Annotated in this window: 22 protein-coding genes; 5 read left to right on the forward strand and 17 right to left on the reverse strand. The window is 47.5% G+C overall.

What is annotated here, in order from left to right; genetic code table 11:
• Positions 1 to 2: 2 nt before the first annotated feature.
• From EXW93_RS13610 to EXW93_RS13645, 8 genes are read right to left on the reverse strand one after another with little or no spacing between them, the layout of a single operon-like run.
• Positions 3 to 1,112 carry a glycosyltransferase family 4 protein gene (locus EXW93_RS13610; RefSeq protein ID WP_035396069.1) on the reverse strand — a complete coding sequence of 370 codons (1,110 nt, stop codon included), beginning with the start codon at positions 1,110 to 1,112 and terminating at the stop codon, positions 3 to 5.
• The gene (locus EXW93_RS13615; RefSeq protein WP_217448919.1) at positions 1,100 to 2,443 is read right to left on the reverse strand and encodes a nucleotide sugar dehydrogenase; all 1,344 of its coding nucleotides are present in this window, start codon (positions 2,441 to 2,443) and stop codon (positions 1,100 to 1,102) included. The genes EXW93_RS13610 and EXW93_RS13615 overlap by 13 nt, the downstream gene beginning before the upstream one ends.
• Before the next feature lie 12 nt (positions 2,444 to 2,455).
• On the reverse strand, positions 2,456 to 3,805 hold the full coding sequence (locus EXW93_RS13620) for a phenylacetate--CoA ligase family protein (protein ID WP_023469396.1): 1,350 nt from the start codon (positions 3,803 to 3,805) through the stop codon (positions 2,456 to 2,458).
• A complete protein-coding gene (locus tag EXW93_RS13625; protein WP_035396066.1) occupies positions 3,795 to 4,829 on the reverse strand; it encodes an NAD-dependent epimerase in 1,035 nt (344 codons plus the stop codon). The genes EXW93_RS13620 and EXW93_RS13625 overlap by 11 nt, the downstream gene beginning before the upstream one ends.
• A complete protein-coding gene (locus tag EXW93_RS16505) occupies positions 4,819 to 6,105 on the reverse strand; it encodes a phospholipid carrier-dependent glycosyltransferase (RefSeq protein ID WP_174316585.1) in 1,287 nt (428 codons plus the stop codon). Before EXW93_RS16505 ends, EXW93_RS13625 begins: the two co-directional genes overlap by 11 nt.
• Before the next feature lie 12 nt (positions 6,106 to 6,117).
• Positions 6,118 to 7,377, reverse strand: coding sequence for an oligosaccharide flippase family protein (locus EXW93_RS13635; protein WP_174316586.1), 1,260 nt, complete (start codon positions 7,375 to 7,377; stop codon positions 6,118 to 6,120).
• A gap of 15 nt (positions 7,378 to 7,392) precedes the next feature.
• On the reverse strand, positions 7,393 to 9,258 hold the full coding sequence (locus EXW93_RS13640) for a polysaccharide biosynthesis protein (RefSeq protein ID WP_174316587.1): 1,866 nt from the start codon (positions 9,256 to 9,258) through the stop codon (positions 7,393 to 7,395).
• Between the two features lie 21 nt (positions 9,259 to 9,279).
• Positions 9,280 to 9,915, reverse strand: a complete 636-nt coding sequence (locus tag EXW93_RS13645) for a YveK family protein (RefSeq protein WP_217448921.1) — start codon at positions 9,913 to 9,915, stop codon at positions 9,280 to 9,282.
• Between the two features lie 338 nt (positions 9,916 to 10,253).
• Between EXW93_RS13645 and EXW93_RS13650 the strand changes: the two genes are divergently transcribed.
• Entirely contained in the window at positions 10,254 to 11,522 is a 1,269-nt protein-coding gene (locus EXW93_RS13650; protein WP_174316589.1) for an O-antigen ligase family protein, read from the forward strand.
• Positions 11,523 to 11,550: 28 nt separating this feature from the next.
• Positions 11,551 to 12,309, forward strand: a complete 759-nt coding sequence (locus EXW93_RS13655; RefSeq protein ID WP_174316590.1) for a homing endonuclease associated repeat-containing protein — start codon at positions 11,551 to 11,553, stop codon at positions 12,307 to 12,309.
• Positions 12,310 to 12,369: 60 nt separating this feature from the next.
• Here the strand turns inward: EXW93_RS13655 and EXW93_RS13660 are convergent, their stop codons facing one another.
• On the reverse strand, positions 12,370 to 13,365 hold the full coding sequence (locus EXW93_RS13660; RefSeq protein ID WP_174316591.1) for an ATP-grasp domain-containing protein: 996 nt from the start codon (positions 13,363 to 13,365) through the stop codon (positions 12,370 to 12,372).
• A gap of 16 nt (positions 13,366 to 13,381) precedes the next feature.
• Positions 13,382 to 13,906, reverse strand: a complete 525-nt coding sequence (locus EXW93_RS13665; RefSeq protein WP_174316592.1) for a VanZ family protein — start codon at positions 13,904 to 13,906, stop codon at positions 13,382 to 13,384.
• A 204-nt stretch (positions 13,907 to 14,110) separates the two neighbouring features.
• Between EXW93_RS13665 and EXW93_RS13670 the strand changes: the two genes are divergently transcribed.
• A complete protein-coding gene (locus EXW93_RS13670; protein ID WP_023469406.1) occupies positions 14,111 to 14,530 on the forward strand; it encodes a helix-turn-helix domain-containing protein in 420 nt (139 codons plus the stop codon).
• A gap of 48 nt (positions 14,531 to 14,578) precedes the next feature.
• Here the strand turns inward: EXW93_RS13670 and EXW93_RS13675 are convergent, their stop codons facing one another.
• The 3 genes from EXW93_RS13675 to EXW93_RS13685 form a co-directional block, all read right to left on the reverse strand.
• Entirely contained in the window at positions 14,579 to 14,890 is a 312-nt protein-coding gene (locus EXW93_RS13675; RefSeq protein ID WP_023469407.1) for a hypothetical protein, read from the reverse strand.
• A gap of 141 nt (positions 14,891 to 15,031) precedes the next feature.
• Positions 15,032 to 15,769 (reverse strand): class I SAM-dependent methyltransferase, encoded by a 738-nt coding sequence (locus tag EXW93_RS13680; protein WP_035396050.1) that lies wholly within the window; start codon positions 15,767 to 15,769, stop codon positions 15,032 to 15,034.
• Positions 15,762 to 16,958 (reverse strand): hypothetical protein, encoded by a 1,197-nt coding sequence (locus EXW93_RS13685; RefSeq protein ID WP_035396048.1) that lies wholly within the window; start codon positions 16,956 to 16,958, stop codon positions 15,762 to 15,764. The genes EXW93_RS13680 and EXW93_RS13685 overlap by 8 nt, the downstream gene beginning before the upstream one ends.
• 371 nt (positions 16,959 to 17,329) lie before the next feature.
• On the opposite strand from EXW93_RS13685, the gene EXW93_RS13690 reads away from it, so the two are divergent.
• The gene (locus EXW93_RS13690) at positions 17,330 to 18,223 is read left to right on the forward strand and encodes a helix-turn-helix domain-containing protein (protein ID WP_035396046.1); all 894 of its coding nucleotides are present in this window, start codon (positions 17,330 to 17,332) and stop codon (positions 18,221 to 18,223) included.
• Positions 18,224 to 18,447: 224 nt separating this feature from the next.
• On the opposite strand, the gene EXW93_RS13695 is transcribed toward EXW93_RS13690, so the two are convergent.
• Both EXW93_RS13695 and EXW93_RS13700 read right to left on the reverse strand, forming a co-directional pair.
• A complete protein-coding gene (locus EXW93_RS13695) occupies positions 18,448 to 18,861 on the reverse strand; it encodes a hypothetical protein (protein ID WP_174316593.1) in 414 nt (137 codons plus the stop codon).
• 289 nt (positions 18,862 to 19,150) lie between these two features.
• Positions 19,151 to 19,324 carry a hypothetical protein gene (locus EXW93_RS13700; protein WP_023469413.1) on the reverse strand — a complete coding sequence of 58 codons (174 nt, stop codon included), beginning with the start codon at positions 19,322 to 19,324 and terminating at the stop codon, positions 19,151 to 19,153.
• Positions 19,325 to 19,396: 72 nt separating this feature from the next.
• Here EXW93_RS13700 and EXW93_RS13705 point away from each other — a divergent pair, with 72 nt between their 5' ends.
• Positions 19,397 to 19,978 carry an LOG family protein gene (locus tag EXW93_RS13705; RefSeq protein ID WP_174316594.1) on the forward strand — a complete coding sequence of 194 codons (582 nt, stop codon included), beginning with the start codon at positions 19,397 to 19,399 and terminating at the stop codon, positions 19,976 to 19,978.
• A 159-nt stretch (positions 19,979 to 20,137) separates the two neighbouring features.
• Here the strand turns inward: EXW93_RS13705 and EXW93_RS13710 are convergent, their stop codons facing one another.
• Together EXW93_RS13710 and EXW93_RS13715 are read right to left on the reverse strand one after the other, a co-directional pair.
• Positions 20,138 to 21,091: an ABC transporter ATP-binding protein gene (locus EXW93_RS13710; protein ID WP_035396040.1), complete on the reverse strand. Its 954-nt coding sequence runs from the start codon at positions 21,089 to 21,091 to the stop codon at positions 20,138 to 20,140.
• A 15-nt stretch (positions 21,092 to 21,106) separates the two neighbouring features.
• A complete protein-coding gene (locus EXW93_RS13715; RefSeq protein WP_023469416.1) occupies positions 21,107 to 21,916 on the reverse strand; it encodes an ABC transporter permease in 810 nt (269 codons plus the stop codon).
• Positions 21,917 to 22,137: the final 221 nt, after the last annotated feature.

The following is a 22,137-nucleotide window of genomic DNA, read 5'->3' on the forward strand; positions in this document are numbered from 1 at the left end:
TTTTACATAGCTGAAAAGAGATCAAGTTGTCGTTTGATGACGTCGGCTTCGTTGAAATGTTTCATGGCACGGTCAAATCCATTCCGTCCCATCTCGTTGGCACGGTCAGGATGTTCGACGAGTGTATTCATGCGTTTGGCGAGCTTCGCGATGTCGTGGACTTCAACGAGATACCCCGTTTTCCCCTCGACGACCTCTTCGCGGCAGCCGCGGATGTTTGTTGCAATGACGGGCTTTGCGCTCGCCATCGCTTCGATGATCGAACGTGGGACGCCTTCGCGATGCGATGGTAAGACGAAGGCATCGACTTGTTGAAACAAGCTCGGTACGTCTTCGACGAACCCAAGGTAATCGACATTCGGAATCTCGCGAATCCGTCGTAAGAATAAGTGTTTCGTCGTCTGATCCCGCTCGCTTGCCATCATCTCACCAGCGATGACGAGACGGGCTTCCGGGTGGCGATAGACGACGTCCTCGAACGCATCAAGCAGTTCGAGAATCCCCTTTTCTTCGACGATCCGACCGATGAAGAGGAACGTAAACGGCGCTCCGGCTTCACGTGGTCGTGGGTAGAAGCGGGTCAAGTCAATCCCATTTCCAAGGTGCATCAGGCGGGTATTCGCCTTAAAGCGTTTGCGCTGAGCGAGTTGATAATCTTCTTCGCTCTGGAGGAGAAGGTAATCGGTCGCGAAACGAGCTAGCCACTTTTCAACGGAATACGTCAGCTGGTACGTCACCCGCCCCATCTTCTCGTGGAAGTAAAAGCCGTGTGCCGTGTAGACGATATGCTTCGTTCCGGCCCGTTTTGCGGCGACGCGTCCGAGGGCGGCAGCGACTGGTGTGTGGACATGGACGGCGTCGTAGCCGTCCTCCTTCAAGATTCGTGTGATTTCTTGGATCGTCCGCCAGTTACTCGTCCAGTCGATCCGGCGCTCGATCGGGATGTCGTGCATCCGGAATCCCTTTGCAGCCAGTTTCACCGAGGCACCGGTGTCGGCACAAGCAATGCCGACGTCGTGCCCGGCGTTTTGTAAAGCGAGTAAGAGCGGCTGTAACATCGTCTCTGCCGTCGTATCAAGGGCACAGACCTGAAGAATTTTTAAAGGCGCCATACGTGGACCCCCTCTGGCTGTTCTGACCGTGGCAACATGCCTTTGATGTCGACGACGATTCCGCGTCCGACCTTCAGTAAGTGTTGCGCTAGATTCCAACCGCCTTCGACGTATTCTTCGTGTGAGACGGCGAAGATGACGACGTCGGCTGGTTTGAGTTCGCTCATCTCGAGCAAGTCGATGCCGTACTCGCGTTTCGCCTCACTCTTTTCGACGAGTCGATCCGTCACTTGGACGTCAATGCCGAACTCTTCGATTTCGCGGACGAGGTTCGCGACTTTCGAGTTCCGGATATCGCTGACGTTCTCCTTGAATGATAAGCCGAGGATCGTGACACGAGCACCGAGGACCGGCATGTTCTGTTTAATCAGGTTCTTGACGAGCGCTGTTGCGATGAAGCGCCCCATCGTATCGTTGATCCGGCGTCCGGCGAGGATGACTTCCGGGTGATAGCCGAGCGACTCGGCTTTCATCGTTAGATAGAATGGATCGACGCCGATACAGTGACCACCGACGAGACCCGGGCGGAACGGAAGGAAGTTCCATTTCGTACCGGCTGCTTCGAGGACTTCGAGCGTATCAATGTCCATCCGGTCGAAAATGATTGCCAGTTCGTTCATCAAGGCGATGTTGAGGTCGCGCTGTGTGTTTTCGATGATTTTTGCGGCTTCTGCAACCTTGATCGACGAAGCCCGGTGGACACCGGCTTCGACGACCGCTTCGTAAACTTCCGCGACGATATCGAGTGTCTGTTCATCCTGAGCCGAGACGATTTTTTTGATCGTCTTGAACGTGTGCTCGTGGTCACCCGGATTGATCCGCTCCGGTGAGTAGCCGACGAAGAAGTCGACACCAGCGCGTAAGCCGGATGCTTCTTCAAGGGCCGGGATACAATCTTCTTCCGTCGCTCCTGGGTAGACCGTCGACTCATAGACGACGATATCGCCTTTATTGAGCTGGCGACCAACGAGGTGTGAGGCGCGTAAGAGCGGCGTCAAGTCTGGTTGATTCTGCGCATTGATCGGTGTCGGAACGGCGATGATGATGAAGTCACTCGCTTGCAGTGCTGATGGATCCGAGACGTAGTCGACGGTTGCGTTCTTCAACGTGAACGGACTCAGTTCGAGTGTCGCGTCGATTCCTTCTTGCAGTTCTTGAACGCGTTGTTCCTTGATGTCAAAGCCGACAACGGCTGTTTTTTCGCCGAAGGCGACAGCGACGGGAAGACCGACGTATCCGAGTCCAACGACGGCAATCGAACGGTTGGCAATGGGAAGTGAACCAGTTTGGGCTGCTGTCGTATCTACGATGTGTTTGACTGCCTTGTTCATGGTGGGTTCCTCCTATTTCATCGACTGTTTGACGATCAACGTTTTTCCGTTCGGTTCCTGTTTGACTTGTTCGACAGGCTCAAGGACGATTTTCATCTCGGATCCGAGCAACTTGCGCATCTCGTTCAAGAGGATCTGCTCGTGTTTTGGACGGAAACGCTTCGCATCTGGAATATACCGAAGTGTCACGTGATTGAGCGCATGCTGCTCGACTTGGAGTCGCAAGACGGAGTTCGGAAGTTCTCGGGCAATCGTCGTGATATCCCCTTCGAACACCTTGCCCCGCTTTTCGCTGACGATATAACTCGTTCCCCGTCCATCGATTGAAGCGATGACTGGTCCGTTTAGTCCACAGCTACAGGTCTCGTCACTGAGTGTCATCCGGTCACCGATCCGGTAACGAATCAGTGGTGTGCCGCGTGTCGTAAAACACGTGACGACGACTTCGCCGTCCTCTCCATATGGTTCGATGATGCCCGTCTCATGATGGAGATGAAGTTTTCGATGACTGCATTCTGAGATGATTGGTGCGCCTTCTGAAGAACCATATTGATCGAAGACCGGTGCGTTGAAGGCTTCCTCGAGAACCGAGCGCATCTCCTCCGTCACCGTTTCCGATGTCGGGAAGATGGCGATCAGCGGGATATCCAGCTTTATATGATGCTTCAGCATATAGCGGGCGATTTCGACCATCGCTGTCGGTGTGCCGTCAAGTGCTTGCGGCTGGAATCGATTCAGCTCCTCGATGTAGGCCGGGAAATTCTCTTCCTTCATGTGAAAGATCGAGACGAGCAACTGATTGAGTGGTCGGTTCATCCGCCAGAAGATTGGTTTCTTTTGATCGACAGCTGTCAGCGTCCGTCCGGTGAAACTCGCTCGGCGCATTCCGGCGTGGAAACCATGACGTTCTTTGAAGTAATCGAGATGTGCCATCCGTTCCTGGACATCCTCGCGCATGAACGCCACTTGAAGTGACTTCCCGCTCGTCCCCCCCGTCCGCCCTCGAACCGGCGCATCGACGCGGGACATGAAGGCGTCATTGTTTTGACGAAGTGTTTCTTTTTCAAGGATTGGAATTGTCTTCAGTTGCTCGAGTGACGTGAACGGTAATTGGATATCATGTTCGTGAAAGAGTTGCGCGTAGTATGGCGTATGCGTTGCAACAAAAATGAGAAAGGCATTCAAGCGATCGAGTTGTTCCGCTTTATAATCCTGCGTCCGATCTTTTTTCCGGAGTTCCTTCATCTTCTGTTCATAGAGGGGACCGTATCGTTCTTGCATTAACTTCCGACCGTATAAGGAGGTCAGCCAATTTTGGATAAAGATTGGGGACCGATAGTAGAATTCCTCTTTAAGCGCCATCTTGAATTTCCTCCTTCAGCAAGTAGTGACTCTCGTACCAGTCGATGAATGCATTGACGCCCGCTTCGACCGTCGTCTGTGGACGGTAGCCGATCGTCTCGAACAGTGATGAGACGTCAGCAAAGCTTTCTGGAACATCGCCTGGTTGAAGCGGCATCCCGTTTTGGATTGCCGTCTTGCCAAGGCGCCGCTCAATCAAAGCAACGAATTCATTGAGACGAATCGGGCTGTGACTGCCGATGTTATAGACACGATACGGAACGTTGCTGCGGTCCGGTAAGGGATTTGAGGCATCGAACGATTCATCGACTTCCGGTTCAGTCTGGAACAGGCGGTAGATGCTTTCGATGATGTCGTCGACGTAAGTGAAGTCCCGCCCCATCTCACCGTAGTTGTAGAGGTCGATTGGTTTGCCTTTCGCGATTGCTTCCGTGAACTTGAACAGTGCCATATCCGGGCGTCCCCAAGGACCATAGACGCTGAAGAAGCGAAGGCCTGTCGTCTTGATGCCGTAGAGACTGCTGTAGGTGTGTGCCATCAGTTCATTCGCTTTCTTTGAAGCGGCGTAAAGACTTAGCGGATGATCGACGGCATCCGTCGTCGCAAACGGCATCTTCGTATTCGATCCGTAGACGGAACTTGAGGAAGCGTAAATCAGTTGTTCGACTGGGTAATGCCGACACGCCTCAAGAATCGAGAGAAAGCCGACGATGTTTGACGTCATGTAGACGTCCGGTCGATCGATGCTATACCGTACCCCAGCTTGTGCTGCCAGATGGAGAACGAGATCGATCGATTCCTGTTCGAAGATCCGCGCGACGGCTGCTGTCTCTTCGAGTGAGACCCGGTAAAACGTGTAGTCCGTTCCAAGTTCAGTGAGCCGGGCTTCTTTTAACGTTGGGTCGTAATAGTCGTTCACTTCATCGAGTCCGATGACCCGGTAACCCTCCCGGATGAAACGACGTGCGGCGTGAAATCCAATGAAGCCTGCGATACCTGTAATTAAGATCGTTTTATTCGGCACGGTGTTCGACCTCCTCGAAGTAGTGGCGCGCTTGCCAGCGCATGTAGTGAACGGATGTGTAGACGATGAGTAACATCGGGAACAACTTATACCGGTGTCGGATGGCCGTTCCGACATTGCCGGTTCCAAGACCGAAGATGACGGCGTTAAGTGCAAAGAGAAGGAAAAAGAAGAAGAGGACGCTGCCGAACGGATGCTGACGGATCAGTTTAAAGGACCGGACGATCGCAAAACAGGCGATGAAGTAGAAGACGGCGTCAAGGAAGAAAATCAGAATGTTCATGACGCTCGACCATTGCCACGGGAACGGTGAGAACAGGAAGTAAATCGTTCGAATCGGCGAGTAGAGAATCATGTCAGCTGGACCTGTCACCGTCAATCCGTTCAGATAAGCGGAGCCGCCACGGTCGTAACTCATCCCGCTGAACAACTGACCGTTTTCTGAGACGTGGGTGAACTTTGCAAACAAGACATCCTGGAAGCTGTAGACGATGAAGCCGACGATCAGTACTTGAAAGATTAGTCGCCGCACCTTCGTCGGTTCAAAATCCATTCGTCGTGTCTCATGGCTATAAAACGAGAAATAGACGAGTAAGACGATGATCCCGACAGCAAGTCCGGAGTGGAACATTGTACTAACGAAGTAGCCGAGATACGCGAGCGTCATATACCATCCGGACTTCTCTTCCGTCCAGCGCACCATGTAGTAAAGTGTGTAGACGATGCCCAGAGCGACGATCTGGTCACGCAAGAGAATCGGTGAGAGCAACAATCCTTGTGGGAAAAATGCGAAGATTAGTGTAGCTGCGAACACGTATCGTTCCGGTAAGCGTAACCGTTGTAGCGTCTTCGCTAGGATGACGACAGCGACGACGCCGAGGATGACGTTGAAGAACTGAGCGAGAATTCGTTCCGGACCGAACATCAGGTAGAAGATTCCGAGAAACTTGGAATAGGTGCCGCGAACGACATCATTGAAGGTCGACGGATCGGTGAAGATTTGGACACCTTCGAGATGAAAAGCTTCCGTATCGTCCCCACTGTGTGGCGGTAAGCGAAACAGCTCGAGATCGATGAACATCAGAACCAGTCGGACGAAGAAAGCGGTGATGAAGATGAGAAAGAGTGGCGTCGTCTCTGCCTGACGGAGTAGATAATAGAGAAACAACACCGAGTTGATGAGCAGCAAGGCGGTCACGTAGGTGTCCGGGAAGAGCGACCGGGCGAATTGACAAACGAGCGCTTCGATGACGATGAGTAGTAGGATTGGTCGCATCTTCTTCCCTCCTTAGCTGCTTTGTTCGACGACGAGCGTGACGTCCCGTGGATACAAGGATCGATACAGTGCTGGTAACAATAGGACGATCTGAGTAACGGCGCAGAGGGTGTAAGCAATCGTCGCACCGTATAGACCATACAGCGGAATCAACAGGCTGCAGGCGATCAGGTTGACGACGACACTACCGAAGATCGAGATCGTCTGGATCCGAAATTGCTGGAAGCCGGTCAAGAGTGCCTGAATGACGGTCGAGTTGTAGAAAAAGAGTGAGGCGACCATCATCAAGACGAAAATCAGATGGTATTGAACGAACGACGCGTTATAGAAAATCGTCAAGCCCCACTTGCCGAGGAAGATCGCTCCGACAATCAACAGGATGCCGACGACGTTCGTCATCAGTAACATCGAGCGGGTCAGCTTGCGCAGTTCCGGTAAACTTTGACGTTCACCCGTCTCAGACGAGAAGTTCGGTAGTAAGACGGCGATCAAGGAGTGGATGAACAGACTGCCAAGTACGAGTAGATAGGCGATGCTAGCGTAGTAACCGAGCTCTTCCGTTCCGATTGCGTGACCGACGAACAATCGTGGAATGTTTGCGTTCAAGGCGATCAGAAGAGCGACGAAGCCGAGTGGCATCGCTTTAAGGAACAGCTCCTTGCCTGACCGGTACCGTAAGTCAAGCGCTTGATTGTCAAAGCCGCGACCAATGCGGCGAATTGTCGGTAAATCGTATGCGAGTAGCATGATCAAGTTTCCAGCGATCAAGGCGAGTACGAATCCGTGGATTGAATGGGTCGTAAAGAGGACGAGTGCTGCGCCCGAGACGTTCAAGAGACTCCGGAAGATTTTCGAGACGGCGACTTCCTTGAAGGCAGTATGTCCTTGCAAGAAACCGTAAGCGAGATCAGCGAACGATTCCATGTACTTATTCAGGTAGACAAGCAGTGTCAGGAGTAAAATGTCCGCTTCACCGAAGAAATAATAGACCCCAAGGAGGACGAACACACCTGCCGAGAGGAGTGAAAAACGAGTCTTGATGAAGAGCCAGAAGTTCGTCAGTCCAGCCCGTTCTGCCGTCAGGATCGTACTGGCGTTCAGCCAACAGAACATGACGATCGGTGCGGTGATGGCAAGGGCGTAGTTGAAATAACCGATGTTGAGCGGTGTGCTCCATTTGATCAGGAGCGTCAAAATCATCCATTGATGGAGCGAATACGCCGTATCGGCAATGAAGATGAGATTGAAGCGGGACAGCCGGGCCGTTTTCATCGTTTCCCCTCCTCTCTATTTGCGAGCGATCCGCAGCGTCGGTGCTACCGGGTCGGCATCGGTTTCGTTCGTGACGTCTAACAAATACTGGCGGAGTACCTCGTCCTGACCGAGCGCTTGGGCGATCTCACGCAAGTACGGGTCGACGAATCCAAAAGGTCGTGTCTTACCGACAAGGATCTTGTCGAAAACGAGTTCGTCATGCACTTCATCACGAGCGAGCAGTTCCTCGTAGAGTTTCTCGCCTTTTCGAATGCCGCTGTAGACGATTGGGATCTGCTCTTCCGTGAATCCACTCAAGTGAATCAAGTTCTTCGCGAGTGTCGTGATGTGGACCGGTTCACCCATATCGAGGACGAACACTTCGCCACCTTTTGCGAGGACACTCGCTTGAATGACGAGACGACTCGCTTCCGGGATTGTCATGAAGTAGCGTGTCATCCGGGGATCGGTGATCGTGATCGGTCCGCCTTTCGCGATTTGTTCCTTGAACAGTGGAATGACGGAACCGCGGCTCCCGAGGACGTTTCCGAACCGGACGACGGCGAACGTCGTCTCGCTGTTACGTGCCATCTGCTGGATGACCATCTCGGCGATTCGTTTCGTCGCCCCCATCACACTCGTCGGATTGACGGCCTTATCGGTCGAAATCATGACGAAGCGTTTGACACCAGCCGCTTCCGCCGCTCGAGCGACGTTGCGTGTTCCATAGATGTTGTTCTTGACGGCTTCGCTTGGGTTATCCTCCATCAGTGGCACGTGCTTATGGGCTGCCGCATGATAGACGAGATCCGGTTCGAACCGTCGCATGACTTCAAGCATCCGATCACTGTCTTGCACATCGGCGATGACGGATTCGAACTGGATGTCCCGACTGAGACACTCGAGTTCCCGGCGGATCAGATAGATGCTGTTTTCGCCGTGTCCGAGAAGGATGAGCCGTTCAGGACGGAAGCGAATCAGTTGCCTGCAAATTTCGGAACCGATCGAACCACCAGCACCGGTGACGAGGACGGTCGCGCTATGAACGCTTCGTTCGATTTCCGTAATATCGAGTTCGACCGGTTCGCGACCGAGTAAGTCAGCGATCGAGACTTCACGAATTTGTTTGATCGAGACCTTTCCGGACGCCAGTTCGACGAGCATCGGTAACGTATGCGCTTCGACTTGGGTTTGTTTAATCCGGTTCAGCAATTCAACCCGCTGCGGATACGGTAACGATGGGATCGCGAGAACGACTGCTTCAATCTTTTGTTCCTCGATGATGCATTCGAGTTGGTCGATTGCTCCGATGACGGGAACACCGTGAATCCGCATCCCGCGTAGTTCAAGCGAATCATCCAGTAATCCAACGACGTTTAAGATATGCGATTTCTTTTGTTTCAGTTCTTTTGTGATCATCTGACCGGAGGCACCGGCACCGATGATCAGCGTTCGTTTGCCGAGCGTCTTATTGTCAGGAACGAGTCTTAAGCTACGTCCGCGAATCAACAACCGGACGAATAAGATACCGTTTAAAACGAGTCCGGTCTGCAGGAAGATCGCTCGTTCGACCGCGAAGTCGAACAATGCGTACTCAAGTCCTAGTAAGACGAAGCTGCTGGCGAGGACGACGACGAGGAGAACGGCGAGATCACGAAGGCTTGCGTAACGCCAGATGATTTGATAGAAGCGCATCCAGTGTGCGACGAACGTGAGGGCGACCCACTGGATGAGAGCGATTTCGAGTGCATCCTGCAACTCGAAGTTGACGGTGAGATGGAGCGGATTAAAGAAGTAGAACGTAACGACAGTCGCGAGTGCGATGATTCCGGCGTCGATCAGGCGAAGGAGTCCGATCTTCAACTGCCGACGGTACGGGGTGAGCGGGGAATGCTGCATGACGGTGTCTCCTCTCCTCTCTCATGAATGGGTGCGGGGAATTGCTTTCGGATAACTATCAGTGGATTCACGTGTCGCTTCCTTTTTGCTTAACGAGCGAGAATAGACGATCAGGAGTCCGAGCATCAGACCAAGGACGCCACCGATCCCTGTATTCATCAGAATGTTCGGTGATACGGGGTTCGTTGGAATCCGTGCACTCGAGAACACTTCCGTCTTACTCGTGTTAATCAGTTGCGGGAGATAGTCCTGGAAGACTTCCGTCATCGTATTCGCTTGAATCGCTGCCTCCTCCGCCGAACGATCTGTGACGGATAAGGCGATGACTTGCGAATCGAGATTGCTCGAGACCGTCAGACGATCCGTCAAATCGAATAACCGCTTGTCGGTGACGTTCATCTTTTGGGCGACCTGATCGACGACCTCTGGGCTTCGTAAGATATCTTGATAGGTACTGACGAGTGTCGGCGTCGATGTAGCCTCAGCGTTCGCTTGAGGAACGACGAGGATGTAGGCCGTCGCCTCGTATGTCTTTGGAATGACATACATGCTGAGTGCATATCCAGCACCCGCGAAGAGAATCATGAAGAGTGCGAGTAGCCACCAGCCGCGTCGGAGCGTCGTCAAATGATCTCCGAAGGTTTTTCTTTGATGCATCGAGCTCACTGTTGTTCACCTCTTTCTGACTTGACCGAATGGATGGACATTGGTTATATCTACACCTTATTTCCAATCGAATCCCAAAACAATTAGAGCTTGGTGGAAATGATTATATTTTTTTCGGTAGCTATCTCGCTTGCGCAACACTAGTTCACCGTATGAATTCATGTCACGAAAAAAACGCGATTCACGAAAAAATGATCACGTTTTTCTTAATCTTTTTTCATTTATCTGCATGATGTTTTGAAAGATAAGGGTAAATACCAATTTGATGATTAAAAAGTGTTCAAATCGGTAATAAGTCCTATATGAAGGGTGGATAGTCTTTAGAAATCATGTTAAAATCAGCCAATATACCCACATCGTTTGCCTTATCCATCCTAGTCGCTTGGATCATGCTCGATGCTTGGATTCGTCCCTTATCCTTCACGGACGAAGTGTTGCCGAAACAGTGGTCTCTTTGGTTGCTTCCGGTCTACATCGTTCTGTTCAGCGTCTGTTGGCTCATCTTACGACCGTTCTATCGCGCCAATCGGGCGAGAGGACATCAAATCGCACTAATTTTTCTGATTTATCTAACATTTCATCTCATCTTTTTCTTTTTTAACACGAATACGGATCGTATTCTTGCTTCGCTTTACCTCATCTCGACTTGGCTGTTCGTTGGCATCGTCTCTTCGCTCTCGCGTACATCAATCGAACAATGGCAACGGCTGTTGTGTCACTTTCTTTATGGACAAGCCGTCTTTCTCGCTTCCTATGCCCTCATCGTCTCATTTGGTTCAGAGTATGTTCCGGTCGAAAACCTGCAATGGCTTCAGATCGGTCCTTTGTCATTTCCTCAACTGTACGTCGGGGAACAAGGTTCATTCCTTCGCCTCGCTGGTCTGATGAACAATCCGAATACGCTTGCAGCATGGCTTGTTCCAGGCGGACTGTTTGCTTGGTTCTACTTGCTCAAACAGTTCCCGCGTCGGCAAAGTTTTCTGCACGTCGTCCTCCTCCTTCTCATCATCATCGCATTACTCAGAAGCGGTTCGCAGACAGGAATCTATTCTTTTCTCCTCCTTGCTCTGCTGACGAGTATTCGAATGGTTCCGGGAACGAGACAGCGGGTGCAGGTGACAGCGTGTTACGTAACGGGCAGCTTGATCCTCCTAGCCGTCTTTACGTTTCAAGGACTGCTTCCCCGTTTGCTCAGTCTCAACGGACGATTGACGCTTTGGCAAGCCGGATGGCGCGCTTCCGCTGATTCGCTGTGGTTCGGGCACGGGATCGGGAGTGCCCCACGCGGACTGGAGGAACAACTGAACGAACAAGTTCTCTATACGTTCCACAGTACACCGATCACTTATCTCTATGAATTTGGACTCATCGGTTGTTTGCTGTACGGCGCAGTCTTTCTGTATCTTTTCTATCGACTGTTTCGGATTCAGACAACGGATCTCGCGTTTCTCGCACTGTTGCTTGCAAGCTGGCTCGGGCTACTTCAATTCACGGAAAGCATTCTCGTTAGACCGAGTGGATTTTATTTTATTTGGCTCAGCCTTCTCGCTTATACGTCGCTTCGTCGACTTCCACCTCACGACAGTACCCACACCTAGAGCACCTACATGAAAGGGGTATGACATCATGAAGAAATGGACAGAACAACAAGTCATCGATAGCCTAATCGAAGCTAGTATCGAATATCCCGCTCTCGACGCAAAGACGTATGCGCGCTGGTCGGTCGGAAAAGACATTCCATCCATCACGACGATCATCAATGTATTTGGCTCTTGGCGTGAAGCACTCCAAGCCGCTGGTCTCTCATCGATCCGTCCTTATTTCTCAGACGAAGAAATTCTTGTTTTCATCAAGGAAGCGTCAACGCGTCTTCATCCTTTCCATAGCAACAGCTACCGGGAGTGGGCAAAGGCGAAACATGGCCCCTCCTTGACATTGATCAACTTACGCTTCGGTTCTTGGTCACGTGCACTCGAAGAAGCACACATTGAAATGACACGTTCTATCTCGATGACAGAAGAACGTATTATCACGGCACTGCTCGAAGCTTCAGATGTCCTTCCACGTCTGACGACACAGACGTATGCGATTTGGGCACAAGAAAACGGACATCCGACAGTCGCGACGATTGCCCGTAAATACGGTTCATGGGCAGATGCCCTCGCTTGCCTCGACATCGCACCGCCTCGCCGGAAATGGGTCGAAGAAGATGTCCTTGAAGCACTACGGCAGGCACAAGAAGAGTTACCTTCGCTCAGCATCATTCATTACCGGAAATGGGCAGAAGGTCGCTCGGTTCCGAGCACCTCAACGATCAATGCTCTCTTCGGTAGCTGGACCTCCGCCGTGCAATGCCTCAAGCGTGCACGCGTCTCTCTTTCCTGATTCTGCTCTTCTACCTAAAAGGAGTGATCCGGTCTCGACCGGATCACTCCTTTTTCGTGCCTATGATTTTTTGATTTGCTCAAGCAGCGAGGCAGGCAGTAGCGTCACCGTATCGTGCTTCAATAAATAGATGTCTTCCACATACGCTCCGATGCGTCGGGGATTACGTTGCCCGTGGAGATTGTTTTGAATCGCTTTCGGAAAATTGACGCCACATTCATACGCATGCGGGTACCCCCCACCGAATCGCGGATTGATCTCTGATAGGTAGAGCGTTCCGTCCACATCGAACAGGTCAAAATCAAGCGGACCGATAAGACCGGTTCCATCTAAGACGTGCTCGACCAGTTCAAAGACATCATCGCGTTTAACGGAACGACTCTTGTCAGTTTCACCTGCACGCATAACGAGTTTCTCCTTGATGAAGATATCGGTCACTTCATGCGTCAGCCAGTCGACATAGACATCGACACCGAGCTCTTGTCCTCTTAAGTATTCTTGAATCAATAAATCGGGATAGGTAGCGAATAATCCTTCGACAACCTCAAGTGAAGAAACCGCCTGGACATGGAGACTGGCACTCCCATTGCGTGGTTTGACGAAGACTGGGAACTGGACCTCCCCTTGCGCAAGTGCGCTCCGGAATGCTTCGAGCGTCACGTATGTCCGCGCATGCGCGATCCCTTCCGCGACACAATACGTATACATCGCGTACTTGTCGAAACAGAGACGACAGGCATCCATCGGTGAGACGAGGACCGTGACACCGATGGCTTCAAACTGTTCCGTCGCCGCTGCAAGTAACTCCAGTTCAGGATCAATCAATGACAATAATGCTGTCACCTGTTCCCGCTGGCACAATTCAAGTAAATGCTCGATATAATCCGGTGCATCGATCCGTGGTACGAGATGATGGCGTTCCGTCATATAGAGACCCGGTGCAAGTGGACTACAATCCGCGGTACTGACATGACCGTTTGACATCTCACGGACAAAATACTCGACCAGTTTCGTCCGACGACCAACGCTCGTCATCAATAAATGGGAAGTCTTCATAAGGCAGTCTCCTTCGTTAAAAGTGATGCCTGTTCTTTTCGTTCCAGAAGGAAAGACTTCCTGCTTGGCGTCGTACTTTTTTCCTATAGACGAGTAGATAACATCCGATTCCAATTAATGCCCCCATTCCATCGAGTAAGACATCTTGAATGAGTCCTGTCCGGTCCCCTGTCAAAATCTGATGAAACTCATCAAAGACCGCTACCGTGATTGCTAACGAATAGGCAAACAAGACGGCCAGTCCTGTCGTTAGGCGACGACGCGTCAAATCAATCAATCCCACACCTAACACAAGAAATGTTGAGACGTGAGCGGCTTTTCGAATGAAAAATTCAATGAAGCCACTCCGTCCGAGGGCAGCGACACTGACTTCTCCGTGATACGAGAAAGAGATGAAACGCAGATGATCGACGAATCCTAACGGAATGAAGCGCGATAACCCTGGTTTGATGGATTGTGCCTGGTACGGCATCGAACTTGAGATAAAGAGGACTACGAGAACGGCAAGGACGACGTAGCCGGACCATGTAATTTTTTTCATGAAGACACTCCTTTTTTTCACATACACCTTAGAATAGCATGTGATTTACCTCAGCATGACTATCGTTTTAAAAGCCAGATTTAGTATTTCACTATCTTTTTATTTCCTTATTCAAACGTTTTTTACATTTCAAAGGTTTCTCCCGTACGATAAGTGGTTAATTAGTACTATACACGATGACCTGAGGAATAGGAGTGAAGCGCTATGAATCGCGCACTTGGAAAAAAAATCATGCAACTACGAAAACAGCACAAGTACACCCAAAAGCATCTAGCCGAAAAATGCGGTGAAACTGCGACGACGATTTCCGCATATGAACGCGGACAACGGATGCCAACTCCCCAATCCCTCGAACGCTTAGCACTTGCTTTAAATACAACAATCATTGATTTGATTGATCCAAAGCATGTTCAGCACCCATCTCTGAATGAATTCATACAACAAGCGCTCGAACCGACGAAACCTCTTGATTTGAAGCTCGTATTAGAGGATTTACTTGTTCACTTGAGTTTATCTAAAGAAATTTATTTCGATGGTAGACTGATCTCAACTACAGTTCGAGAAGAGATGGCGACTTCGATTGATCATGCGTTAAAACGCGGATCAGCATCGATCGAAGCCTAAAAAGAGAAAAGGCATGGGGCGTAATCGCTCCCATGCCTTTTCTTTGGATTAATCGGTTTTTACGACATGATCGATGTACAATTGATTTTCTTCATATGTTGCCTCCAACAGCCTTCGGAAAAAAGTGTTTTGTTTAGTTTTCTCCGAAACAAACACACGATCATATCGTTGATGTGTCTGTTTGAGAAGACTGAATTTTAGCGTTCGAAGTTCTGAAGAAAAAAACAATTGAATACCGTGATGTCCGAAAGCATCCATTGCTCTCGATTCTTCTAAGAAGTGAAAGGATTCGTCTGGAAACAAAGTCTCAATGAACGATAGACAGCTTTTTTGAAAGGTAGTTTCGTTCTGATTTTCCATGATGGTCCGGCTCCTCTTTCTCATGATGTACTTTGAATCGTAATACAAAACTTCTGTATCTCAATACCCTGCCTTTAGACCTATTCAAACTAAACTAGGAGATATATTTTTAATTTATTCTCCTTCTATTCTATCAAAAGCTTATTGTTTATTGAATTCAAGAACGACAATTGTTTTTCCTTCATATATTGATCGACCTTCATAACGAGAGAGTTTCGCGAATTCAAATAAGGTTTCAGGTTTGTATAAGTAATCGATTGCATAGCTTACTTTTTCTTCGCTACCTGATTTTAAATACGCATTAAATAAGAGTCGTTCGCCATCTACATGATGACCAAAGAACATTAAAGTATCATGTATCCGTCGAGTCGAAATGGACTGCTCTGATTCTCTTAGATAAGGAATATCGTGCAACGAAACGAGCAGTTTTCCATGTACACCTAAAAGTTGACGTATGTTCCGAAAGAATAATAGCAGTTCCCCACGGTTGTAATGCATGATGGTCGTACCAGGAAGAACGATCCGATCAAAGAATTCAGGACCTACGACGTCTGTCACATCATGGCTCCAGCCATATACTTTATGACGGTACGGTGTATCGATTTGATGTGTCCGAATCATTTCTGACTCGATCAAATATAAATCGTATCCTTCATCAGATAAGAGATTAAAGAGTTTTGGATCGAACGTGCCGTAAAACAGAACCTTCTCTTCTTTTTGTAGATAGCGTCGATAAAACGTCAATTCATCAATTTCTGTGACTTGCTTCGCTTCTTGATACAGTTGCCCAAAACGTTCATCCGCATAAACGTGATCGAGTACTTCAACACGTGAATAGCTTCCCTTTCTTAAAAATGGACCAAATAATACGTCACTCATGATACATCAACTCCTTATAGTATCGAATCGCTTCTGCATAGTCTGCTCCAAGTCGTTCTGGTAATACATCAAATTGTTCTTTTTGATCAGCTTCAAGAATCCACAAAAATGCTTCGTTCGTTTCGAATAGTTGCATCGATGTTAAATCGAAAGCGAAATACCCCTCTTCGTTTTGAATACCAATCAACGTGAGTGGACCGATACGTCCAATCGTTCGTGGTAATTCTAAATCTGAATAGGGTGTAACAAATCGACTTTCACCTGAAAATGATCCTGCGAGTTGATAGAGTAACGGAAATAACTCGAGTTCCTTTGGTGTGGCCATTGCCTCTAACTGCCCTGCTCTTTGCTCAACCATTAGAGAAATGTCCGAACTCAACCGATCGGTTTTCTGACGATCCGCATAGATACCATCTTCAAAGAAAAAAAGACGATATGAATTTTTCAATCCAGCTTGTGTCGCATAATCCAATATACCGGCGAATCGTTCGTTTTGAATCCACCCGGTATCCTTCCAGCGCTCCAACTGACGAGCGAGTTCTGCCCGAGATAAAACATCAAGTCGTGTTTCAAGCGGAGGGGACAAGGTATCAACGAAAGCAAGAAGGACTGGCGTCCGACTCATTAATTCAATGATTGGTAGATCGTGACGCATCGGATGATCGAAATACACGATACTATTCACTGTCATCGATGTGAAAAAAGATGCCGGAATACGATTCAACAATGAGCTATCTTCGATATAGACATGCCGCAACGGTTGCGGTTGGAATAGTGAAGCATATCGATGAACGCCCGTCATCAAAGACAATAACTCGTTTTGAACGATGGGAAGTACTAACTTTTCATCCTCAAATATGAGAGGTAGTTCCAAACCATTTAGAAAATCGGGTTGTCCAAATACGATATCACCTTCCGCTCGAATTAAATGAAACTGAACGTGAAGCATCTGCTGCTGCAAATAAGCAACCAGTCGTAATGTACGTTCTCCTTCACCTTGTAGAATAAAGAGATAATGTTCATATTCTTGAAAATCCATATAATCCAGTAAATCCTCGAACGTATGCATGTCGTAATCAAAAACATCTAAAGAAAAACGATGGGTTTCACAAAAGTGTCTCATCGCTGAAGAGGGACGTGAGCGTTGTAACCAACCATCCTGTTCTGATACGATCGTAATTCCTATCATGTGATTGCTCCTTTCTGATGAAAATCATGCAAAAAGGACTTCATCCCACATACGAATGAAGTCCTTAGAATGATTCAAGCAGTCTTGTTTCTATCTTTCTTAGACTTAGCAATGGTTTGATCCATTTCCCGATGAGCCAAGGGGGCGACTGAGACGGTAGCAGCATTGAGACACCAAGCGCAAGAAGTCATGTTACGTCGCGTTTCTTTTAAGATGAGTGTCATGGGTGTACCCCTTTCTGAATCAAATACGGCGGGCGATGAAACATTGATATGAAATCAAGTAAATCTATGGTATCCCTTTGCAATCACTTCTATAATAGAAATGGATACTGAGTAACAGTTCAATTTTCATGAAAGGACGAGGATCCAATGGATCATTTCACGTCACCGCAAATTGGTTTGGCGTTACGCCGTCTGCGAAAAAAACATAATCTAACGCAAAAGGATTTAGCAAACGGTATCTGCAGTCAAGCAGAAATCAGTAAGATTGAGAGTGGCACACATTCCCCAACAATCGAATTGTTATATGCGCTATCCCGAAGGTTACAAGTTCCGATTTCTGCGTTTCTAGATCCCAATCGTCAACAAGATTCATTAAAGACGATCGATGAAGACTTACTACATCGTTTTAGAAATCAAGACTTTGAGTCGATCTATAAAGAGAGTCAAAAGATTTTAGAGCAACATGATTCTTCTTTTGAGTTTGTACTACTGTACAAATACTACTATTACCTTTGTTCGTATCGGCTTCAAAAAATTGATTATCGAACCTGTATCGTTGAGCTTCAAAATTTATCAGCAGATTATCTAACTTCTCATTATTCACCCAGTATGCTGATTCGTATTAAGTCAGCTATCGCGAATCTATACTCTGAAAATAAAAGTTATCAGCATAGCATTAATGTTTATGAGGAAATCCTCAAATTAAATTTTGATAGCGATGATTTAGTAACAGAAAAAATTAGAATCACCTATAATTTTTCTAAAATCTTATTAGATTTCTCTAAATATGAACAAGCTCTGCAATTGATTGATGAAGCAATTGAAGAAAGCCTTAATTTTAAAGACATGTCGGTATTAGGACAGTTATACGCTCAAAAGGGAGATTGTCTTGAGAAGTTGGGCGCGACTAAAGAACAAATTATTGGTGCCTATGACAAAGCGTATTTTTTGTTCGAACTACTCAACATGAATCAGTATAAAAAAATCATTTCTTCTATTCGAAGTGATTTTTTAAAAAATATTGTTAGTCAAAATAGTTAATTATGCTCGTGTTGTAGAATATTCAAGTGGAATACGTTCGATCGCTACGTCACGTTTGACTGAGTACTCAAGTGGGATACGCTCGATCGCTACATCACGTTTGACTGAGTATTCAAGTGGGATACGCTCGATTGCTACGTCACGTTTGACTGAGTACTCAAGTGGAATTCGTTCGATTGCTACATCACGTTTGATCGAATATTCAAGTGGGATACGTTCGATTGCTACATCACGTTTGACCGAATATTCAAGTGGGATACGTCGATTGCTACGTCACGTTTGACTGAGTACTCAAGTGGAATTCGTTCGATTGCTACATCACGTTTGATCGAATATTCAAGTGGGATACGTTCGATTGCTACATCACGTTTGACCGAATATTCAAGTGGGATACGTTCGATTGCTACATCACGTTTGACCGAGTATTCAAGTGGGATACGTTCGATTGCTACATCACGTTTGACCGAATATTCAAGTGGGATACGTTCGATTGCTACATCACGTTTGACTGAGTACTCAAGTGGAATTCGTTCGATTGCTACGTCTTTATGTCCAATTTGATTTGCAGCACTTACACCGAAAGTAGCAGTCAATGATAAAGCAGCAATTGCTAAACCTAGTTTCTTTTTCAAGTTCATATAAATAACCTCCTAATTTTTTTCGTCTGGCTTTGTAACAACATCATATATCCTTAGACCCCCTCCAAATATTCGAATACGAATATTTATGTTATTTTACACATTATTCATTATAACCATTACTTTTGACACGTATCATATGTCCTGAATACTGTCCTTTTTTTACAAACTATCCATCAAAGTGTTGAATTTGTGTATGAAAATAGATTTTTTTGAATATTCCATCGCTTTATTTTTTCAAATCTAAATAAAAATGCTCGCTCAACTCATATGAGTCGAACGAGCATTTTTATTTAGATGATTGTCGTAACGCAATGACGTAAAAGATACCGAGTACTACAATCACGCCTAGTAGTATCGAACTAATCGTCGTCCGAGTCGATGTATCGGGCATCCATATCCCAAGTCCTAAATTGATTGCTGCGATGATTAGGACGAGCCAAACAATTGTACGTGGTCGCATATCGATCTCCTTTCCATTCTGCCTTCCCATCGTCGAATATGCTATGGTGGAAACAACGAAGGAGGTTCTTTCATGAATAGACTTGCTGTATTTTGTGGTTCCAAAGATGGTGCCGATTCACTCTTTCGAGAGGCGGCAGGAAAACTCGGTCAAGCGCTCGCCGCGCGCAGCATCGGACTTGTATATGGAGGGTCACGCGTTGGAACGATGGGCGCAGTCGCAGATGCTACGCTCGCTGCTAAAGGTCAAGCAATCGGTGTTCTTCCCCACTTTCTTCAGGAAAAAGAACTTGCGCATCCTGGACTAACCGAACTGCATCTCGTCCACTCGATGCATGAGCGAAAAGCCAAAATGTCAGAGCTCTCTGATGGATTCATCATTCTCCCGGGTGGTCCAGGAACGATGGAAGAATTTTTTGAAGTTTTCACTTGGGCACAGCTTGGACTTCATGAAAAGCCATGTGGTGTACTGAACATTGATGGCTACTATGATCCCTTGATTTCCCTATTCGATACGATGGAACGTCAAGGATTCTTGATTCCCGAACACCGTGCAATGTTGATCGTCGAGTCAGATGCTGAACGTCTTTTAGAACGTTTTGCAACGTATGAAGCACCGCGCGTCAAAACCTATATGGATCGTTCACAAACCTGATGAAAACGGAGTCTTGAACTCCGTTTTTTTTGATTACATTTCTTGATTTGCGATGATTCCTTCTTTTTCCACTCTCCTTTAGCATTCTTCACTCCTTTTACTAATTCCTACTTACATGATATAAAAAGCCAGATACCGATTGGTACCTGGCGCAGAGAATCAAAAGAAATTTAAGATAGCGTCGCTTAAATTCGCCAAAGATGGCGTTTCATCAACGACCATTAAGCTTCCTGCTGCAAGTACAAGAATACCTAGCGCAGATAAGATCAATGCCGGATGTTTGATGTTTTCCTCTGAATCCGTATTTTGTTTCCCGGAACGAGCATTAGCAGCTTGTGCTTTTAAGCGGTCACGCCGAAATTGATGTTGCTCCTCTTTCGACCATTTTTTATATTCCGCAAGAAACTTTTTATATTCCGGTAAGACATCTTTGGTTGTTCCGTCGAGTCGTACTTGACCATATTCGAGCCAAATGACGCGTTCACAAAAACTCTTGATTTGTGACAACGAGTGACTGACGAAGATGATCGTCTTACCTTCATCCTTAAACTCATTCATCTTATCGATACAACGATTATAGAAGGTTTGGTCACCAACGGATAGGGCTTCATCAACGATTAGAATATCTGCATCGACATTGACGGCAATCGCAAATCCGAGTCGAGATTTCATCCCACTCGAATACTTCTTGATTGGCTGATCGATGAAATCACCGATATCAGCGAAATCGATGATGCCTGGCATCCGACGCTCGATTTCCGCATCATCCATCCCAAGCATGAGACATTTCAAGCGAATGTTCTCTCGCCCTGTCAGGACATTCTTTAATCCTTGTGAGACGGCGATGATCGCGACTTCACCATTAATGGCGACGTCTCCTTCGTTTGCATAGATGATTCCTGAAATCAAGTTCGAAAGTGTAGATTTACCGGAACCGTTGATTCCGACGAGTCCAACGACTTCACCCGAGCCGATTTCAAGCGAGATATCTCGCAGTGCAGTGAATGTTTTAACGCTCTTGCTTTGATTCTTGAACAAGAGCTTGAATTTTTCTTTCGTAGTCGTAACCATGTCGAAGCGTTTCGTGACATGGTCGAGTTTAATCATAGACATGGCGATTTCCTTCCCTTAGACGAGCTCAGTGAATGATTTACGGAACTTGATATGCAAGAATGTTCCAGCTGTGAACAAGAGGAGCGTCACACTCCAGAAGTACAGTCCAGTTGGCCATTCCTGCCAGACCCAATGTCCTCCGAGCAGACTCGCCCGGTATCCCTCGACAAGATAGTAGACCGGATTCAGGCGAAGGACACCGTGCAGGGCGTCCGGGAACCGCTCAATATTCCAAAGAATCGGTGTCATATAAAAAAGCATCCGCATCATCGATTGCAAGAAGAGCTGAATATCTTTGACGAGCGTAATGAGCGTTGAAAAACAAAGTGAGAATGCGTAGACGAAAATGTATGTCGCAATCATGTAATAAGGCAACTGAAGTAGTTTCCATGTAATCGGAATCCCATTTGCGAGGATGACGATGAATACGATCACAAGCATTGCGAAGTGTTGATACATCCGTGACAAAATAACGTATGACGGAATGGCACTCATCGGGAAACGCATCTTCGTCACCATCGCAAGTCGACTATTGATCGAGTTCGATCCACGTAATAAAGCATCGTTGATAAAGAACCAAACGACGATCCCACAGAGAAGCCATACGATGAATGGAATGTTTCCATCGACATTTTCATTTCCCCGAAGACCGACACCAAAGACGAACCAGTAGATGAAAATTTGGAGACCCGGATTGAGGAGTTCCCATAAGAGGCCAAGGCGTTGTTCTGCGTGTGCGGACTTAATTTCATATCGCGCGAGCCGGCGAATCAAAGGAAAGTTTTCAACCTGTTCCCGGATGATACTTTTCATTTCTTTCAACATAAGTGTAAGTTCCTTCCGATTTCATGGTGCATGTATTTGTAATTCAATGAATTCTGGATCAAATTCAAACAAAAAACGGGTTCTGTCCGCGATTCCTCAAACGAACATTCCTCCGATCGACATGATATATCATGTCTAATTATCCATCCCTCCTCGTTTATCTTTCGATTGTGTACATACGAAGTACACTTAATCAATTCTAGCCATCCGTAAAAAGCGTG

The sequence above is a fragment of the Exiguobacterium sp. JMULE1 genome (genome assembly GCF_013337175.1).
In the GTDB taxonomy this organism is placed as follows: domain Bacteria; phylum Bacillota; class Bacilli; order Exiguobacteriales; family Exiguobacteriaceae; genus Exiguobacterium_A; species Exiguobacterium_A indicum.

What these genes read in the sequence shown, in the direction of transcription:
- EXW93_RS13610 (WP_035396069.1), bottom strand. Translation starts at nt 1,112, where the DNA reads ATGGCGCCTTTAAAAATTCTTCAGGTCTGTGCCCTTGATACGACGGCA.
- EXW93_RS13615 (WP_217448919.1), bottom strand. Translation starts at nt 2,443, where the DNA reads ATGAACAAGGCAGTCAAACACATCGTAGATACGACAGCAGCCCAAACT.
- EXW93_RS13620 (WP_023469396.1), bottom strand. Translation starts at nt 3,805, where the DNA reads ATGGCGCTTAAAGAGGAATTCTACTATCGGTCCCCAATCTTTATCCAA.
- EXW93_RS16505 (WP_174316585.1), bottom strand. Translation starts at nt 6,105, where the DNA reads ATGCGACCAATCCTACTACTCATCGTCATCGAAGCGCTCGTTTGTCAA.
- EXW93_RS13635 (WP_174316586.1), bottom strand. Translation starts at nt 7,377, where the DNA reads ATGAAAACGGCCCGGCTGTCCCGCTTCAATCTCATCTTCATTGCCGAT.
- EXW93_RS13640 (WP_174316587.1), bottom strand. Translation starts at nt 9,258, where the DNA reads ATGCAGCATTCCCCGCTCACCCCGTACCGTCGGCAGTTGAAGATCGGA.
- EXW93_RS13645 (WP_217448921.1), bottom strand. Translation starts at nt 9,915, where the DNA reads ATGCATCAAAGAAAAACCTTCGGAGATCATTTGACGACGCTCCGACGC.
- EXW93_RS13650 (WP_174316589.1), top strand. Translation starts at nt 10,254, where the DNA reads ATGTTAAAATCAGCCAATATACCCACATCGTTTGCCTTATCCATCCTA.
- EXW93_RS13655 (WP_174316590.1), top strand. Translation starts at nt 11,551, where the DNA reads ATGAAGAAATGGACAGAACAACAAGTCATCGATAGCCTAATCGAAGCT.
- EXW93_RS13660 (WP_174316591.1), bottom strand. Translation starts at nt 13,365, where the DNA reads ATGAAGACTTCCCATTTATTGATGACGAGCGTTGGTCGTCGGACGAAA.
- EXW93_RS13665 (WP_174316592.1), bottom strand. Translation starts at nt 13,906, where the DNA reads ATGAAAAAAATTACATGGTCCGGCTACGTCGTCCTTGCCGTTCTCGTA.
- EXW93_RS13670 (WP_023469406.1), top strand. Translation starts at nt 14,111, where the DNA reads ATGAATCGCGCACTTGGAAAAAAAATCATGCAACTACGAAAACAGCAC.
- EXW93_RS13675 (WP_023469407.1), bottom strand. Translation starts at nt 14,890, where the DNA reads ATGGAAAATCAGAACGAAACTACCTTTCAAAAAAGCTGTCTATCGTTC.
- EXW93_RS13680 (WP_035396050.1), bottom strand. Translation starts at nt 15,769, where the DNA reads ATGAGTGACGTATTATTTGGTCCATTTTTAAGAAAGGGAAGCTATTCA.
- EXW93_RS13685 (WP_035396048.1), bottom strand. Translation starts at nt 16,958, where the DNA reads ATGATAGGAATTACGATCGTATCAGAACAGGATGGTTGGTTACAACGC.
- EXW93_RS13690 (WP_035396046.1), top strand. Translation starts at nt 17,330, where the DNA reads ATGGATCATTTCACGTCACCGCAAATTGGTTTGGCGTTACGCCGTCTG.
- EXW93_RS13695 (WP_174316593.1), bottom strand. Translation starts at nt 18,861, where the DNA reads ATGAACTTGAAAAAGAAACTAGGTTTAGCAATTGCTGCTTTATCATTG.
- EXW93_RS13700 (WP_023469413.1), bottom strand. Translation starts at nt 19,324, where the DNA reads ATGCGACCACGTACAATTGTTTGGCTCGTCCTAATCATCGCAGCAATC.
- EXW93_RS13705 (WP_174316594.1), top strand. Translation starts at nt 19,397, where the DNA reads ATGAATAGACTTGCTGTATTTTGTGGTTCCAAAGATGGTGCCGATTCA.
- EXW93_RS13710 (WP_035396040.1), bottom strand. Translation starts at nt 21,091, where the DNA reads ATGTCTATGATTAAACTCGACCATGTCACGAAACGCTTCGACATGGTT.
- EXW93_RS13715 (WP_023469416.1), bottom strand. Translation starts at nt 21,916, where the DNA reads ATGTTGAAAGAAATGAAAAGTATCATCCGGGAACAGGTTGAAAACTTT.